Origin of the sequence: Polyangium spumosum (assembly GCF_009649845.1) — a bacterium.
GTDB lineage: Bacteria > Myxococcota_A > Polyangia > Polyangiales > Polyangiaceae > Polyangium > Polyangium spumosum.
Genome location: NZ_WJIE01000008.1, coordinates 134,647 through 150,849 on the forward strand (window position 1 = coordinate 134,647; position 16,203 = coordinate 150,849).

Consider the following 16,203-nt stretch of genomic DNA (forward strand, 5'->3'; position numbering starts at 1 on the left):
GCCGCTTCCGTCCCCGCTCCCGTTCCCGATAGCGTGTATTCGTGTCGACCGTTTTTCCCGCTTGAATGGGCGTGGCCCAGACGACTGGACATCGAACCGGGTGGCCCGAAGGAATGGGCACCTGGTGGGACTCCGGAGCGGCCGAGCATGGTGACTCGGCCGCCCGGGAGACATCCAGGGGGCAAAGAGAAAAACGGGAGGTCACCCGCTATGCATTCCATGTCGAAGCTCGGGACGCTGCTCGCGCTGTCTGCATCGATGGTCATGCTCTGTACGGGGTGTGTTACGGAGGCTTCCGCGGCCGACACCGAGGACGATCTCGTGAACGCCGAGGCGGAGGCCGTCGCGGACGAGAGCGACGTGTCCCTGGACGATAGCCTCGCCGTGGCGGACGAGGACGCCGACGTCGAGGACGCAGATGAAGAAGCCACGGCGGAAGACGCCGCGGCCCTGTCGAGTTACGGGTGGGGCCCCGGCCGATTCGGCGGCCCCGGCCGGTTCCTCGGCCCCGGCCGATTCTTCGGCGGCGGTGCTTGCGGCGTGGGTTGTGGCGGCGCGATCGGCGGCTGGGGCGGTTATGCCGGCTTCGGCGGCTGCCTGGGCGCCGGCATCGGCGGCATCGGCGGCTGCGGCGTCGGCGTCGGCTGCGGCGTCGGGTGGGGCGGCATCGCGGCCGCCCCCTGCGTCCCGCCTGTCGGAATCGGCGGCTGCGGCCCTTGCGACGGGCTGTACTGGTGATGCGCTAGCGATCTCCGACGCGCGCTCCGTCCCCCCCGCGCGCGCGGCCCCGTCATTCGGTCGAGCCCGATTTCTTCGGCTTGCTCGGCCGGTCGGGGATCACCGTGTGAATCTCGGCCTCGGTGAATCCCTCGACCTTGTAAAGCCGCTTCAGATTGGCGAGGTCCGCGTGGACGACCTTGGCGAGCGAGGTGCGCACGCGGCCGAGGATCTTCACCTGCGCGGCGGGCTTGCGGGCGGCCTCGACGGCGGTGCGCAGGGCCTCCCCCTCCAATTTGATCTCGTTCGCGGCGGCCTGGGCCGTCTGCGGCGAGAGCTTGGGGTGGATGCCCGCGTCCAGGAGCTCCACGAGGATATCCATCCGGTCGGGTTGTCCATCCGTGTCGCCTTCCGCGTAATAGGCGATTCCGTCGGGGAAGAGGACCGAGAGGGCGGCGTCGTGCGCGGGGCGGCCGACCTCGTTCCAGATGATATCGTGGTTCTTGCCGAGGACGGCGTCGGCGCTCCGGTTTCGGGCGTCGATCTTCGCGGCGAGCGGCCCGAGCGCCTCCTTCGCGAATTTGAGCTTCGTCTCGACGTTGTGCACGAGCGCGAGCGAGGGGCCGAGGCGCTGCTCGGCGAGCTCTTGCCAGCGCCCACCGCGGGCCTTCGCATTCGTGAGCGTATCCCCCGCGTCCCCGAGAATGATGTCGCTGGCCGCGTCCCTCCGGACGATCTCTCCCATGACTCCTCCATTGCTGCGCTGGAGACGTGTCCCCAGCACCGGAGCGGGCACACTACAACGTGGGCGGGAGGGGTGAGAAGGGCGAAAACGCCGGAAGTGTGCGCCGGGAGGGGTTCACGGCGGCGTGAGATCGGAGCGGCGCCCTCGGGGGGGCACGTCGGGGCGCCGTGAAGCGGGGAAGGGAGGGTGGAGACGCGGATCCACGGCGGTGTGGATCGAGGTCGGCCGGGTGGGATCGGCGATCCACGGCGGTGTGGATCGAGGTCGGCCGGGTGGGATCGGCGATCCACGGCACCGTGGGACGCGGGAAGGAGGCCGCGGAGGCTGGTTCGCGGGGAGGGGGAGCGGGAGGCGGCGGCGGGGAGGCAGGTTCGGGGCGGGGTGGGAGGAGGGGGGCCGAGGGGGGAGGTGGTTTCGGGGCGCTTGGAGGTGGGGGAAGCGCGGATCCGGGGCGGAGCGCATGCGGTGGCGGGCGTGGCGGTCGGCGTGGCACCCCGGATGTCCCAGGAAAAGGCCGCTCCCCGCCGGCTCCCGCGGCGGCGCGCGGCGATCCGGGCGCTGTGGCGCTGTGGCGCCGCGTGTTCGGCGGCTCTTCGCTGCAGGCGGCGGGCGCTCGATCCATGACGCCGCGCTTCGACGAGCTCGCGCGCGGCGCGGCGCGCGTCGATCGCCGCGCGCGCCGCGTGGCATGTCCATTGCTGATGGCCCCCGCGTGATCGCGCGGCACGGGGGACGCTTGCTTCACGCGTCCGAGCACGCCGTACCGGCGACGTGAAACCACTTCTTCCATTTCGGAGCGATGCAATGAAGAGCCTCACCTACCGGAGCGCCCTCGGGGGCGCGCTTGCTCTCGTGTTCTCGTGCGCGGTCGGCTGTGCCGTGGATGCGGAGACCGCCGCCGAAGACCCCGCGCCGCGCGGGATCGAGGAGGTCGACGATCCCGCGGAGGACGTGGCGGAGGCGCAGCAAGAGATCACCGCTTGTTATCAGGAGTATCCCCACGGCGGCAGCTTGGTGCCGCAATATTTCGAGGAGACGTTGGGCTGCTACTGCGGGGCGGGATATATCCGTGACTCCGCGCAGGTGTGGAACGTCGGAAACGGGGACTGCTTCTCCCTCGGCTGGGCGTCCGCCGACCCGAAGGATTGCCGTGTTCGTGTGGGCGTCCAGAACTCCGGCGGCTTCGCGAATGGTACCTGCTACGTGAACGTCCAGCAGAAGGACAGCCGGTGTCCCCACGACAAGTGCACGGTCGGAGAGGCGCTCGCCAGCGTGTGCAGCCCGGAGGTCGCGAGCATCTGCGCCGCGGATCCCTTCTGCTGCACGAATAGCTGGGACAGCCAGTGTGTCGCGCAGTCGCGTACGGTCGCCAATAGCCTGGTCTGCCCCGAGGCCGCGGGGTCCTGCGCGCATACGCTCTGCGCCACGGGCGCGAAGCTCACGTCGGGCTGCGACGTGGCCCAGGCCAACTGCGTCGCGAGCATCTGCGCGGCCGATCCATTCTGCTGCAACAACCAATGGGACAGCATCTGCGTCGGCCAGGTCGCCAGCGTCTGCGGCAAGAGCTGCAACTGAGCAGGGTCATCGCCGGAAGCGCTCGGCGTCGATGCCGTGACGCTTCAGCCAGCGCTGGATCTGCGTCCGCGCCTTGCCCATCTCGTTCGCCACGGCGGTGATGTTCCCCTTGTGCTTGCGGAGCAGCCTCTCGAGCTCCTCTCGCAGCGCGGCGTCCGGCCCTTCGAGCGCGCGTTGCACCGCCGGGGGGAGGTGATCGAGCTCCACGTGCCCTTGTTCTCCGGCGAGCACGACCGCCGTCCCGAGGCATTTCTCCAGCTCCCGCACGTTGCCCGGCCAATCATGGCGGAGCATCGCCCGCGCCGCGCGGGGGTGGATCTGGATCCGCGCGGCCTGCTCCGGGGGGAGGCGGGCGAGGAGCGCGCCGATGAGCAGGCCGAGATCCTCGCGGCGCGCGCGGAGCGGAGGGAGCTCGACCTTGTGGCCGGCCAGGCGGTTCCAGAGGTCCGCGCGGAACACGCCCGTGGCGACCATCTGCTCCAGGGGCCGATGCGTCGCCGCGATCACCCGGAGATCGACGGCGACCGAGCGCGCGCCGCCGATGGGGCGGACCTCGCGCTCCTGCAGGGTCCGCAGCAAGGCCGCCTGCGCCGGGGGCGGAAGGTCGCCGATTTCATCGAGGAACAACGTGCCACGATCGGCGCTGCGGACGAGGCCGAGGCGGTCCTCCGTCGCGCCCGAAAAAGCGCCCTTCTTGTGGCCGAAGAGCTCGGCCTCGACGAGATCCTTGGGGAGCGCGCCGCAATTGACAGCGACGAAATCGCCGGTCCGCCCGGAGAGCCCGTGGAAGGCGCGCGCCATCACCTCCTTGCCGGTGCCGGTCTCCCCCTGGAGGATCACCGAGACGGTCGAGCGCGCAATGGGAACGAGCCTCTCGAAGGCGCGATGGAGCTCGGGGAGCACGGTGGCGAGGCCCGGGGCCGGCGGGCGCAGGGCGGTCCGGTCGAGGACGGGAGGATCGTCCGGGTCGCAGGGGAGGGCCTCCCGGTAGAGGAAAAAGGTCTGTCCGAGCTCGATCAGGTCGCCGTCTTCGAGCTCGGCGCGTGTCGTTCGAACGTTGTCGACCAGCGTGCCGTTCTTGGATCCGAGGTCGTCGAGGACCCAGCGCTGGAGCAGCTTGCCGAGGCGCGCGTGGGTCGAGGACATGCGGCGATCATCGACACGAATCGCGAGGCGGCGGGCGCCCGGGGCGGTCGTCGATTCGATCTGTCGGGCGGATCCGCGGCCGATGTCGAGCTCGTCGATCTTCGCGAGCGAGAAACGCGCCGGGCATGCGAGCGGGTGGTGAGCTTCGAGGACGAGGAAGAGGTGGGGGCGATGGTGGGTGTCGCCGATCTCCTTGGGCTCCTCGGTGGAGGAGAGCGTGCTCTCCGGAGCGTCGTTCATCGCGTTTGCTGCATACACCATCCCGAGGCGCGCGGGCACGGGTCTTGTAAAGGCGCGGGGCATGAGCTTTCGATACCTCCTCGCCACGTTCGCCCTCGTTCCCGTCGCCGTCGTCATGGGGTGCGGGTCCGGAGAGATGATGGAAGAAGTCGCCACGGCCTCGACGCGGCAGGCCCTGGGCGACCCGAACTTCGAGATGCCGCAGAATGGACTCGACCCGGACACGGTCCTGGTGAACCTCGAACTCCTGGCGGCATGGAAGGACCACCCGCTCAGCAGCGCGGGGTTCAGCGCCATGCTCGCGCAAGACCCGTCGTTCGCCGATCGCTTCGACACGGGGACGAGCACGAGCGCCGAGGAGATCATGGCGGACATCGTCTCCTGCGCGCTCGATTCGACGCGGGTGGTCACGGCCTCCACGCCTTCGGAGATTCATAGCTGGAGGGGCCAGTTCGGCCTTTGCGGCAGCACGGCGTCGGCGGGGAGCTGGTGGGACGCCCCGCCCACGAAGGCGTGTCTCGAGCTCGTCTCGGGTTGTGTCCTCGCGCGGATGAACAAGCTCGGCAGGCAGGTGCCCATTTCGATCCACGTACCGAGCGCCGACGACCAGCGCCTGCACAGGGTCCGAGCCCAGCGGACGCGCCGTGACAGAACGAGCATCGGGAGCTTCCAAGCATGCCCATTCGGCGTGTTCGGCCCGACGGATACGTGCGGCTGGCGAGCGGAATTCGTGGGGATCTGCCAGCGGGGCGCCCAGGTGACCCTGCAGCGCAATGGAGCGAGCCAGGTGCGTGTGTGCAAAGGCATTCACGGCTGCGAAAAGGGCGAGCAGGCCTCCGGTTACCCTGGTTTCCTGCCTCATGCGGGCTTCGTGGCGCAGTTCCACGGGAGCGAGCCCATCACGTTCACGTGCCCCACGGACGTGGGCGTCGGACCGAGCGGCCGGCCCGACCACACGTACTTCAGCATCATGGCCGCGCGTGTCCCTTTGTCGTCGCCCCTGGAATCGGATCCCGTCACGGGCTCGGGCAGCACCTTCACCTATCCCGCGAAGGAGCGGGAGGTGTTCACCTATCCCGAGGGCGCGTTTTACGGGGATGTCTTCTCCGGATCGAAGGAGAATTACGGGTACGTCTGCCACAGCGAGCTCTGGCGTTCGGGCAAGGCGCACCTCGCCGATCGGCTCTGCGCCGATCCGGACGATGACGATTGCGACGCGCTCCTCGGACACGCCGCCTGCCTCGACGTCTGTGAAAAGGGGCTCGTGTCCCCGGAGGAGGCCTACGCCGCGTGCGAGGGCGGCGCTCGTGACTGGGACGGGGCCACCGTGTTCCTCAACGATCCCCACGACCTCTCCAGCGACCCGGCGGCCTCCGCGACCCAGTGCACCCCGCATGACGAGTGCACCACCGGCGCGCCGCTCCCCCATGGATGCAGCCCCGTCGTGAAGAGCGTCTGCGCCGTCGATCCCTATTGCTGCACCACGGCCTGGGACGCCATCTGCGTCAGCGAGGCCCAGAGCGTGTCCGGGAAGGTTTGCGACTGAATCCTTCGTCGATTCTTGCTCACCGCGCCTGCGCCTCGACGAGCCGGCGCATCTCCGCCACCACGGGCACGGTCTCGTCCGCGACCGACCACGCGTCGAGGACCTGCTGCGCGAGCTGCCGCGCCCGGTCGTTTTCCCCTCGCCGGGCCGCGCGGCGCGCGGCGCGCACCCGCGCGAGGCTCGCGCCGTTGAGCTCCGACGAACGATCGGCGATCGCCGCCTCCAGGCGGGCGACGAGCTCATTCTCGCCCATTCGCTCGAACGTCTCCACCATCGGCTCCGCGAGCACCTCGACGAACGGGCCCGGCGTCCGGAGCAAGGGCCGGAAGGCGCGGGCGGCGCCGGCGAAGTCGCCGTTCGCGTGACGCTCCGCCCCGTCGGTGAAGGCGTCCGCGTCCGGGAGGGCGCTGTACGAGAGGCGCGGCCGGAGCTCACGGATCCGGGCAAAGCAGCGGCGAGACACGGCAGGCGAGGCGTGCGCGCAAATGGCCGGGAGCCGGAGCGGGACATCGAGGTACGCGCCGTCGAGCGGCGGAGGTTCGGGATCGAGGAAATGTCCCACGAGGAAATCGGCCATCTCCCGCGCGCGGCCGAGGACGAGCGCGATCTGGAGGGCGCGCCAGCCGATGTCGAAGCGCTGCACGCGTAGCCATCCAGCGTCGTCCGGGGAGACGAGCATGGCTCGCCTCGCGCGCGCGAGGGCCGCGCCGAAGCGCGCCTCGCTCGCCTCGATACGCACGAGGAGCAAATCGCTGCCCACGCGGTGGACGGGATGACCCCCGGTCGCGAGCGCGAGCGCAATGCCGCGCGCCTCCTCCCGCGCGCCCGAGGCGAGCAATTTGTCCGCGAGCGTGCCCGCCACGGACGTGTCGAGGGGGGAAAGGGTATAGGCGCGTCGCGCATACCCGAGCGTGGTGGCCTCATCGCCCGGCCTCTTCGCCTGGAACAACCAGCCGTAGCTGTTCCAGGGCACCCACGCCTGCATCGCCCGCAACGTCGCGTCCGCGCTCGCGGTTCCATAGACCACCGAGAGGAGCTGGAGCCAGGGCGCGCACCCCTCGCCGATCGGGTTTCTCGGCTCCGCCTGGACCGCGAGCAGCGCCATGTCGGCGGCGCGCTTCGGGTCGGACGATTGAAGCAGGCAGGAGAGCGTCGCCGCGAGCGTCGAGCGCCCGAGCGGCGCGAGCTCGCGCGCGAAATGCCGCTCGAGCTCGGCGATCGTGGCCGGATCGTCGACGCGAAGCGCGACGTGCTCGACGCGCGCGCGCGCGGCGAGCTCGCCCGGCGAGGCGAGGGGGCCGCGCGGAGGCAGCGCCACGCGCGGGAGCGGGAGGCCGAGCGTGTAGGCGCAATGGCGAGCCTCGGCGGGACCCATCTCCGCGAGGTCGGCGCTTTTCGCCGCGACGCGGGCGCATTCGTCCGGGAGCCCGCCCGCATTGTTGCTCATGGCCGCGGAGAGGTCGAAGAGCGCGAGGGCCCCGTCGACGTCACGAGCGCGCGAGTAGTCCGCGAATGCGGGATCGAGGGCGGACGAGACCGGGAGCGCGCCCCGCTCGGCGAGAGGATTCATCACGCGCCGCACGGCTTCGTGGAGCGCACGGCCGGCGCCCGCGGAGCGGTCCATTTCGGTCCCGTCGGGCCGACGGAGGGTGACGGTGATCCGGAAGCCCGCGCCCTCGCGGACGACCTCTCCGTCGACGTAGGCGGATGCCCGCCGGCGGGCCTCCTCGACCGCCCTCGCGCGCGCGTCGGCGGCGGCGTAGGGATCCTCGGGGAACCGGTCCACGGGCTGCGCCGGGAGGGCGAGGAGCTCGGCGGGGAGGAGCGTCTGGCCAGAAGAACCGCCGCGCAGGATACGCGCTCGTTCGCAGAAGAGAGACGCCGCCGCGGCGCCGAGCCATCCTGCCGGCGCGTCGACGCCCGCTACGTCGAAGGGCGGGCACGCCAGCACGGAGGTCGGAGGTGCCGCGGGCGCGACAGCAGGGGGGCCGGCCTGCGCGGGCGCGCGCCGATCGATGACGGACGCGCCGCCGATCGCGACGAGAATGCCGCCGGCGATCACGAGCAGCGCGATACCCTGCTTTCGTGATCGGACGGGCGCAGGTGATGCCCTCTGCGGGGGCGATTCCCCGGGGGACGCCGGCCCGCCCTCGGCCATGGACGTGGACGCGCCGAGATCGAACGTCGAATGCGTGGCCGTCGCGTCCTCGGGCGGCAAGGATTCGGTTCGTCCGGGGATCGATGGCGAGCCCTCGTCCTCGGCCGCGCAGGCTTTCGGCGCGGCCGCAGCGCTCTCCGCCGGCGGCGGCGCCGCGTCGTCGAATGCAGGGCGGGGCAGGGGGAGGTGATCCATCTCGACGATGCCGAGCACGTCGCCGAGCGCGCGCACCGCCGCGGTCGCCGTGGGGAACCGCCGGTCCGGATCGACGGCGGTCGCCTTGGCGAACCAGGCATCGAAGCCCGCGGGCAAAAGGACGCCGTTCCTGTTCCTGGCCGCGCGCGCGCTCGCCGGCTCGACCGGACCGTACGCCGCGCTGAGCGCGAAGGCGACGAGGTTGTCGTCCTCTTTCCTCTCATCGGCCCAGTACGCTTCGCCGACGAGGAACGTATAGGCCATCATCCCGAGCGCGTGGATGTCCGTCGCCGCCGAGACGCGCTGGCCACGGAATTGCTCGGGCGCCATGTAGAGCGGCGTCCCGACGGTCTGGGTCGCGCCTCCACCGGCGGTGCTCTCGGCGATGATCTTTGCCACGCCGAAATCGAGGATCTTGATGCGCCGCTCGCCATCCTCGCGCACGCTGAGGAAGAGATTCGCGGGCTTGAGGTCGCGATGAACGATGCCCGCCCGGTGCGTCGCGTCGAGCGCGAGCGCCGTCTGCTGGAGGCACGAAAGGGCCTCCTCGGGCGAGAATCGCCCCACGCGCTGGAGACATCGTCCGAGCTCCTCGCCGCGGAGCAGCTCCATGACGAGGAACGGCGCGCCGGTCGCGTCGTCGACCCCCGCGTCGAAGACCTCCACGAGGTACGGGCTCTCGACGCGCGCCGTCACCCGCGCCTCGAGCTCGAACCGCCGCCGCAGCTCGGGGCGCTCGATGATGTGGGAGAGCATCACCTTGAGCGCGCACCGGCGATCCGTGCCGAGGTGGCGAGCCTCGTACACCGCGCCCATGGCGCCCGCAGCGAGGCGGCAGAGCAGCCGGTAACGACCGGCGAAGGTTGCTCCTTCCACCACCTCGAAGGACATCGCGACCTCGACGGGAGGATGACTCGGCGCTCTTGGGGGCGCCTACGCTTTCCGCTTCACTCCGCGTACATCTTCACGAACTCTTGCGTGATGATCGGCCCCGCCTGGTACCCCGACGAGTTCTCCTCGCCATACTGATCATCATCGGCCACGTAATCATACGGCGGCACCTGATCCCACTGCGGCAAGGGGATGACGTACCCGATCGCGTCATTCGCGTTGTTCACCATCACCTTGATCGAGCCCTCCGGCAGCACCGATTGCACCGGCACCTCGGCGAGCGCGTCGGGGTAATCGGCGCCGTCGGGGCTCTCGATGTACGAGCTCCCGCCCGGCGTGAGCAGCCATAGCTCCGTGTAGAGCTCGCCCGGCGCCGTCGCGATCGCCACCGGCCCGATGTGGATCCCGTTCACCTCGGAGGCGATGACCACGTCGCCACTCAACAAGAGCCCCGCTCCGAGCCCCGGCCGCTCCGCCTCGGTCACCCGCTTCCCGTCCCACCAGTACACCTCCCGCGGCATGAGGCCCGAGAGCACCGCGATGCCGAGGGATATATTCGTGGCCGGCAGCAGGAACGAGCGCCGCCGGAACGCGAGCGACGGCGCGTCGTCCTTCACCGTGCTGCCACCTTCGAGCGCCGCGATCGCCGCCTCCGCCGCGCCCTTGCCGACGTACTCCGCCCGCTCCCACGTCCCCTGCTCGCACGTCTCCATGCCCGCGAAATCGGGGCAACCGACGATACCGATCGTCGTCGTGAGGCCCCCGAGCAGGCCGCTGAAGAAGACCGTGGGCGCCCCGGGCCACTTCGCCTCCATCGTCTCGCGCAGGTAATGCGGGTAGTCCGAGGTCAAGAGGGTGTTCTTCGATCCGAGCGCCTCGGGGTGGTTGCCCCAGAAGACCATGTTCGTCATCACCGCGCCGCTCTCGTCCTGGAATTGCAGCGTCGTGATGTTCTGATCGATCACGAACGGCCTGCGCGTGTCGTTCACGAGCTCCGGCGCCTGCGCCTGCGCGACCACGAGTTTGGCCTTCTTCTGCGCCGCCTTCGCCTCCTTCAGCGCGAGGACCGTCTGCTTGACGATATGGTCCATGTAGGCCGGATCGATGCCCGAGGTGCTCGGGTCACGGCCCCACATGCCCATCGTGTCGCGCGCCTCGTGCACGTGCGTCGAGGCCACGAGGACGTGATCGAAATCGAGGCCCTCGGCCGCCGCGGCCTGCCGGATGTCGAGCACGTACTCCTGGAAATACCCCACGAGGTCGAGCGAGACCATACCCACCGAGACGTCGCCCTGCTCCAGCACGACCACCCGCGCCCAGACGTCGTCGTGCACCCCCGTCGCCGCCCGGCCATTGCCGAAACCAGCGAGCCAGACGCCGTCCCACCGCCCATTGCCGTTTTTATCCTCGTACGCCTCGCCCTCGTCCCACTCGCCATTCTGGTTCGTGTCCGTCCAGGTCTCGATCGTGGGCGTGATTTTTTGCGCCGAGGCGCCGACGCGTAGATCCCCCTCGGCCTTTTCGCAGCCGACGGCCCCCGGGCAGTTGAGGTTCGTCGCCCGGCCCTGCGCGTCGACGATCGGCGTGGGCGTGGCGGCCGGGGGCTCTTTCGTTTCTCCGCCTCCACAACCCGCGAGCGCGGGGGCGAGGATAGACGCGACGAGGAGCGAGAAGGGGGAGCGGAGCGAGCGCATGCCAATGTTGGTACAGCGAATCCGCCGCGCTTGGCAAGCGGCGCGCGCCGCTCCGCGAGGGAGCTTCAATCGTGCGGCAAATTGCTCGACCAGCGGTGCAGGTGCGCGGTCGGATCCATGAGGTCCGCGCGGCGCTGGTAGGACGCGCCGCTCTCCGTCTTCGCCCCGCCCGAGCGTTGCGTGAGGGGGCCGGAGACGTCGCCCTTGTACATCTCGAGGTGGAGCATGTCGCTCGGGACCTTGATGCCCACGAGGTGGCCGACCTTGGCGATGCGTTGCCCCGCCTTGACCTTGTCACCTTGCTTCACGGTCGTGAACTTCTGGATCTCGCCGTACCGGATGACGAACGAGCCGTGGTGCACCTCGAGCGCGTACGTCTCGCAGTAGAACGGATACGGCCCGAGGATCACCTCGCCGTCGGCGATGGCGTGCACCCACGTGCCGAGCGAGGCGTAGAGGTCACAGCCGGCGTGCGCGCGCGCGCCGCCGCTCCTGCGTGAGCCGAACGATCGCGGCGGGCTCGTCCAGTTCGACGTGGGCAGCTTGCTCAAGGGAAAACACTCGCTGCCCGTGATGATGGGCGTGTCGCGCACCGACGTGCCGACGGGCGTGCTCTTTTTCTGCATCAGCGCCGCCCACGTCTTCGGTCCGACGATGCCGTCGTCGGGGACGAGCCCCTGGCGCCGCTGAAAGCTCCGCACGGCCCTCTCCGTGCCGGGGCCGAACTGGCCGTCGGGCTTCACGTCGAACCCCCAGCCCACGAGCGCGCGCTGGAGGACCTTCACCTCGTCCCGCAGGTGCGGGGACTTGTCGGCGTAACCTGCCGAGAGCCGGAGCGTCGGGTACATGGGCGCATTCTAAACGAATCACCCCTCGGTGCGGCAAGACGTCGTGTTGCCGTCCTGTCGGCGCAAGCTGTGCCAGGCGCGGCGTCAGGGCCAGACGCGGCGCGGCGCGGGTGCGTCGCGAATCGATTTTTCCGCTGGCATGGCGCGTGCTGCAGCGTAGGGGCATGATGCGGAAACAGATTCGTTCGCTTGTTATGGTTCTTTCGCTCGCCGTGACCGCCGCGTTCCTCCAGGGCTGCGAGAACGAGGACGAGTGCAACTGCGGCGCGCCGCCGCCGGACAACACCGGCGGCTTCGGCGGGGAAGGCGGCGCCGGAGGAGAAGGCGGCGCAGGTGGCCCAGGCGGCGCGGGTGGGCAAGGCGGCGTCGGAGGAGAAGGCGGCGCAGGAGGTCAGGGCGGCGAGGGCGGAGGTGGCAGCGCGCTCTGCGAGGATCGGACGGGCGGCGCGCTCGTGACGTTCGACGTCGTGGGGTACTCGTTCACGGTCTGGATCACGAACCAGGTGTTCATCGACGAGGCGATCCAGTTGAAGGAGTCGGGCATGACGCGCGTGCCGAACTTCGAGGTGGTCGTCGACGGGCGGGACTGCGATCCGCAGTGGACCTTCCACGTGGACCCGGAGAAGGTGGGCTTCGCGGACTTCACGATCGAGCTCTGCGACGGCACGCCGCAGTACGTCGAGGAGAACACGGCGGAGTGGCTCGAGCAGGTCGGCAACTACTGTCCGTGGAGCGCGAAGGTCACGAACGTGGAGGTGCGTCCGGCGACGCCGTGACCTCGCGCGCGGCCCCGGACCCCGCGGGGGGCTGTCCGCCCCCTCGACCCCCGACCAGGCACGGCCTGGACCGAAGGTCGAAGAACTGCGCGATGCGCAGTTCTTCGAACAGCCGGTGGCAAGACCTCCCACGACCTTGCCTACCGAGACCGCCGCGCTGCCGGTTCCGCAGGCAACGCGGCCTCTTCGTCGGCCTGCTGGGAAAACTGCGCGGAGCGCAGTTTTCCCACCTGAGGTCCAGGGCTTGCCCTGGTCCGGGGGTGCAGGGGGGCGGACAGCCCTCCTGCTGGGGCCTGGGGCAACGCCCCAGCGAGTGGGCGCGCGGGAGATGCAGAAAAACGGGGAGGCGTGCTCGGCCGCATTGACGCGAGGTGCGGCGCGCTCGACGAACATGGCAGCGCGCTCGTGCGGCAGACGGCCGGAGCGCGGGAGGGGGGCACATGAGGAAATCGAGGATCGGGGCCGCGTGGGCGCTCGGGCTCATCGCCACGTCGTTTGTCGCGGAGGGCGCGTCGGCCGAGGAGCTCGCGTTGCGGCGGGTGATGCTCTCGACGGGCGGCGTCGGGTACTTCGAGCACGAGGCGCGGGTGACGGGCAACGCCGAGCTCACGCTCGACGTCCGGCTCGATCAGGTGAGCGACGTGCTGAAGAGCCTCCTCGCGGTCGACGAGCAAGGCAGGCTGGGACAAGCGAGCCTTCCGGGGCGGGCGCCGCTGTCCGAGTTCTTCCGGGATCTGCCGTTCTCCCAGGAGGACCTCTCGTCCACGGCGTCGCTCTTGCGCGCGCTGCGCGGGCAGATGCTGCGGGTCTCGGCGCACGGCGCGACGATGGAGGGGCGGCTCGTCGCGGTGACGGAGGAGAAGGTCTCGCTCGGCGAGGGGCAAGGCACGATCGTGCGGCACCGGCTGTCGCTCTTGACGGCGACGGGCATGCGGCAGGTCGTGCTCGAGCAGGCGGACCAGATCGAGATCGTGGACGCGCGGCTGCGCGCGCAGGTGGAGGGAGCGCTGGCCGCGATCGCGGAGCATGCGGCGCAGGATCGGCGGACGATCTCGATCGACGTCGCGGGGCAAGGGGAGCGGGTCGTGCGCGTCGGCTACGTGGTCGCGGCGCCGCTGTGGAAGGCGACGTATCGGCTGGTGGTGCCGGAGGCGGAGGAAGGCGAGGCGCGGATCGAAGGCTGGGCCTTGCTGGAGAACATGAGCGGGCAGGACTGGAACGACGTCGAGCTGTCGGTGGCGTCGGGCAACCCCGTGACCCTGCGGCAGGCGATCTACGAAGCATATTTCGTGAATCGACCGGAGGTGCCGGTGGAGGTGCTCGGGCGCAGGTTGCCGCCGGTCGACGTGGGGGTCGTGCCGGACGCCGAGGAGAAGTCGGAGGAGGACGCGCGCCGCGTGATGCGTGGTTACATGGCCGCGCCCTCGGCGGCCGACAGCGTGATGCTCGAGGCGCAGCCGGTCGGGGGGGCGATGGCCGAGGTGCCGTCGATCGCCACGCCGGCGGAGGGCGCGACGCAGGTCGTGTTCCGCTTCCCGGAGCCGGTGGATCTGGCGCGTGGTCAATCGCTGCTCGTGCCGATCGTGAGCGATACGATCCCGGTCGAGCGGGTCTCGTGGTACCGGCACGACGTGGACGCGCGGAACCCGCTCGCGTCGGTGCGGCTCGTGAACGAGAGCGGGACGGGCCTGCCGCCGGGCGTGCTCGCGATCTACGAGGACGCGGAGGAGGCGGGTGAGCCGCTCTCGTTCGTCGGCGACGCGCGGCTCGGCGCGCTGCCGGAGGGGGAGGACCGGCTCGTGAGTTACGCGGTGGACCTCGACGTGCGCGTGGACCGCGAGGAGAAGTTCGCGCAGTTCGTCGCGGGCGCGCGGATCGCGAGAGGCGTGCTCGAGGTGCGTCGCGTGGAGAGGCGCACGACGACGTACGAGATCAAGGGCGCGACGGACGAGCCGCGGGTCCTCGTCGTGGAGCACCCGCGTATCCCTGGCTTCACGCTGACGTCGCCCACGGAGGGCGTGCTCGGGACGACGGAGACACACGTGCGGATCCGTCGAGAGGTCCCGGCAGGACAAACGGTGGCGATGGACGTGGTGCTCGAGCGGCCGATCGAGCAAAGCATCGTGATCGGGTCGATCACGCCGCAGGAGCTCGGGGTGGTGCTCTCGTCCACGGAGCTGTCGGCGAACATGCGGAGCGCGCTCGAGCAGGTGGCGGAGCTGCAGAAGACGCTCGCGTCGAGGGAGCAGGCGCTCGCGCTCCTGCGGAGCGAGCGGCAGAGGCTGGTGAGTGATCAGGATCGGCTGCGGCGCAACCTCGCGGCCTCGCCGCAGGGGAGCGAGCTGCACACGCGTTACCTGACGGCGCTCGCGGCGACGGAGGATCGGATCGGCGAGATCGATCGGTCGATCGACGCGGCAGAGGCAGCCGTGCGTGTCGCGAAGGAGGAGCTCGCCGACTACATCGGGAGCTTGACGATCCTCTGAGGCCTCACCCACCCAACCCCCCTCTCCACTGCGTGGCGAGGGGGGTGAGGCTGGGCTTGAAAGTGGCGCGGATCCTGGCGAACATGGCGTCCATGTTCGATGCGCAGAGGATCCTGGGCGCGCTGGTCTCGGATGGAGTCGACGGCGGGGGTTTCCGCGATTCCCGCCGTCGTCGGCGTCATCGCGAGGACGACGGAATCGGCGCGGGGACGTTGCTCGCGGGAGCGGCCGGGGTCGCGGCGGCGGGCGGGCTCGCGTACATGGCGTATCAGCATTTCAAGCAGCCGGCGGCGCCGCAGATGCCGGGCGCGCCGGGGATGCACGGGATGCACGGCGCGCCGGGGATGCACGGGATGCACGGCGCGCCGGGGATGCAGGCCATGCCCGGAGCGCCGGCGCAACAAGGGTTCTTCGGGCAATTGATGGGATCGTCGTCCGGGCCGATCGCGCCGGGGGCGCCTCCGGGGGGCGGGACGAATTTCGGCGTGCCGGTCTACCACAACGACCCGTCCACGTGGGGGACGAGCGCGCCCGCGGCGCCCGCGCAGGGACACGCGCCCTGGGGCGGCCCGCCGGCCGGCGCGCCGCAGCCGGCACCTCAATGGGGGGCTCCGCCAAACCCGGGCCCGCAGCCGGGCTGGGGTGGGCCTCCGCCGGGGCCACCTGCGGCGCCGCCCGCGCCGCCAGCACAATGGGGAGCTCCGCCGAACGTGGCGCCGCCCGCGCCGCCCGCGCAATGGGGAGCTCCGCCAAACCCGGTCGCCGCCGCGCCCGCGCCCGCGCCCGCACCCGCGCCCGCCGCGCCCGCGCCCGCTGCCGATATGCAGGCCGACGCCATGCTCCTCATCCGCGCCATGATCACCGCCGCCTTCATCGACGGCCAGATCGACCCGGACGAGCGGGCACGTATCCTCGACCGCGTCGCGCGCGCCGGCCTCGGCCCCGAGGATCAAGCCGCGCTCGCCCGCGAGCTCGAAGCCCCGCAGCCGCCGTTCGCGCTCGTCGGGCAGATTCGTTCTCCCCAGATGGCCGAGCAATTCTACGTCGTCTCCCTCCTCTCCGCGGGCACCGAATCCGAGGCCGAGCGCTCGTACCTCAAAGGGCTGCCCTCCATGCTCGGGCTCCGGCCCGACGACGTCGCCCGCTTGCACAGCGGCCTCGGCATTCCGCCCCTCCCGTGACGATG

At 70.6% G+C, this 16,203-nt stretch carries 12 protein-coding genes; 7 read left to right on the forward strand and 5 right to left on the reverse strand.

Features of this window, described 5'->3' with window-relative positions; genetic code table 11:
- Nucleotides 1-219 precede the first annotated feature (219 nt).
- A complete protein-coding gene (locus tag GF068_RS27125) occupies nt 220-738 on the forward strand; it encodes a hypothetical protein (protein ID WP_153822377.1) in 519 nt (172 codons plus the stop codon).
- 52 nt (nt 739-790) lie between these two features.
- Here the strand turns inward: GF068_RS27125 and GF068_RS27130 are convergent, their stop codons facing one another.
- Entirely contained in the window at nt 791-1,462 is a 672-nt protein-coding gene (locus GF068_RS27130; protein WP_153822378.1) for a hypothetical protein, read from the reverse strand.
- Between the two features lie 560 nt (nt 1,463-2,022).
- On the opposite strand from GF068_RS27130, the gene GF068_RS27135 reads away from it, so the two are divergent.
- Nucleotides 2,023-2,178 carry a hypothetical protein gene (locus GF068_RS27135; RefSeq protein ID WP_153822379.1) on the forward strand — a complete coding sequence of 52 codons (156 nt, stop codon included), beginning with the start codon at nt 2,023-2,025 and terminating at the stop codon, nt 2,176-2,178.
- A gap of 88 nt (nt 2,179-2,266) precedes the next feature.
- Nucleotides 2,267-3,037 carry a hypothetical protein gene (locus GF068_RS27140; protein WP_153822380.1) on the forward strand — a complete coding sequence of 257 codons (771 nt, stop codon included), beginning with the start codon at nt 2,267-2,269 and terminating at the stop codon, nt 3,035-3,037.
- A gap of 6 nt (nt 3,038-3,043) precedes the next feature.
- Here GF068_RS27140 and GF068_RS27145 read toward each other — a convergent pair whose 3' ends face one another.
- Entirely contained in the window at nt 3,044-4,486 is a 1,443-nt protein-coding gene (locus GF068_RS27145) for a sigma 54-interacting transcriptional regulator (protein WP_240807470.1), read from the reverse strand.
- Between GF068_RS27145 and GF068_RS27150 the strand changes: the two genes are divergently transcribed.
- Nucleotides 4,485-5,969, forward strand: coding sequence for a hypothetical protein (locus GF068_RS27150; protein ID WP_153822381.1), 1,485 nt, complete (start codon nt 4,485-4,487; stop codon nt 5,967-5,969). The genes GF068_RS27145 and GF068_RS27150 overlap by 2 nt on opposite strands.
- Before the next feature lie 19 nt (nt 5,970-5,988).
- On the opposite strand, the gene GF068_RS44420 is transcribed toward GF068_RS27150, so the two are convergent.
- From GF068_RS44420 to GF068_RS27165, 3 genes are all read right to left on the reverse strand, one after another.
- Complete coding sequence (locus GF068_RS44420) at nt 5,989-9,213, reverse strand: serine/threonine-protein kinase (RefSeq protein ID WP_206079565.1); 3,225 nt, start codon at nt 9,211-9,213, stop codon at nt 5,989-5,991.
- Between the two features lie 56 nt (nt 9,214-9,269).
- Nucleotides 9,270-10,907 carry a hypothetical protein gene (locus GF068_RS27160; RefSeq protein WP_153822382.1) on the reverse strand — a complete coding sequence of 546 codons (1,638 nt, stop codon included), beginning with the start codon at nt 10,905-10,907 and terminating at the stop codon, nt 9,270-9,272.
- Between the two features lie 65 nt (nt 10,908-10,972).
- Entirely contained in the window at nt 10,973-11,755 is a 783-nt protein-coding gene (locus GF068_RS27165) for a peptidoglycan-binding protein (RefSeq protein WP_153822383.1), read from the reverse strand.
- 212 nt (nt 11,756-11,967) lie between these two features.
- Here GF068_RS27165 and GF068_RS44425 point away from each other — a divergent pair, with 212 nt between their 5' ends.
- The 3 genes from GF068_RS44425 to GF068_RS27180 all read left to right on the forward strand — a co-directional run bounded on the left by GF068_RS44425 (nt 11,968) and on the right by GF068_RS27180 (nt 16,198).
- Entirely contained in the window at nt 11,968-12,531 is a 564-nt protein-coding gene (locus GF068_RS44425) for a BP74-related protein (RefSeq protein WP_206079573.1), read from the forward strand.
- Nucleotides 12,532-12,971: 440 nt separating this feature from the next.
- Nucleotides 12,972-15,017, forward strand: coding sequence for a DUF4139 domain-containing protein (locus GF068_RS27175; RefSeq protein ID WP_153822384.1), 2,046 nt, complete (start codon nt 12,972-12,974; stop codon nt 15,015-15,017).
- 83 nt (nt 15,018-15,100) lie between these two features.
- A complete protein-coding gene (locus GF068_RS27180; protein ID WP_153822385.1) occupies nt 15,101-16,198 on the forward strand; it encodes a DUF533 domain-containing protein in 1,098 nt (365 codons plus the stop codon).
- Nucleotides 16,199-16,203 lie beyond the last annotated feature (5 nt).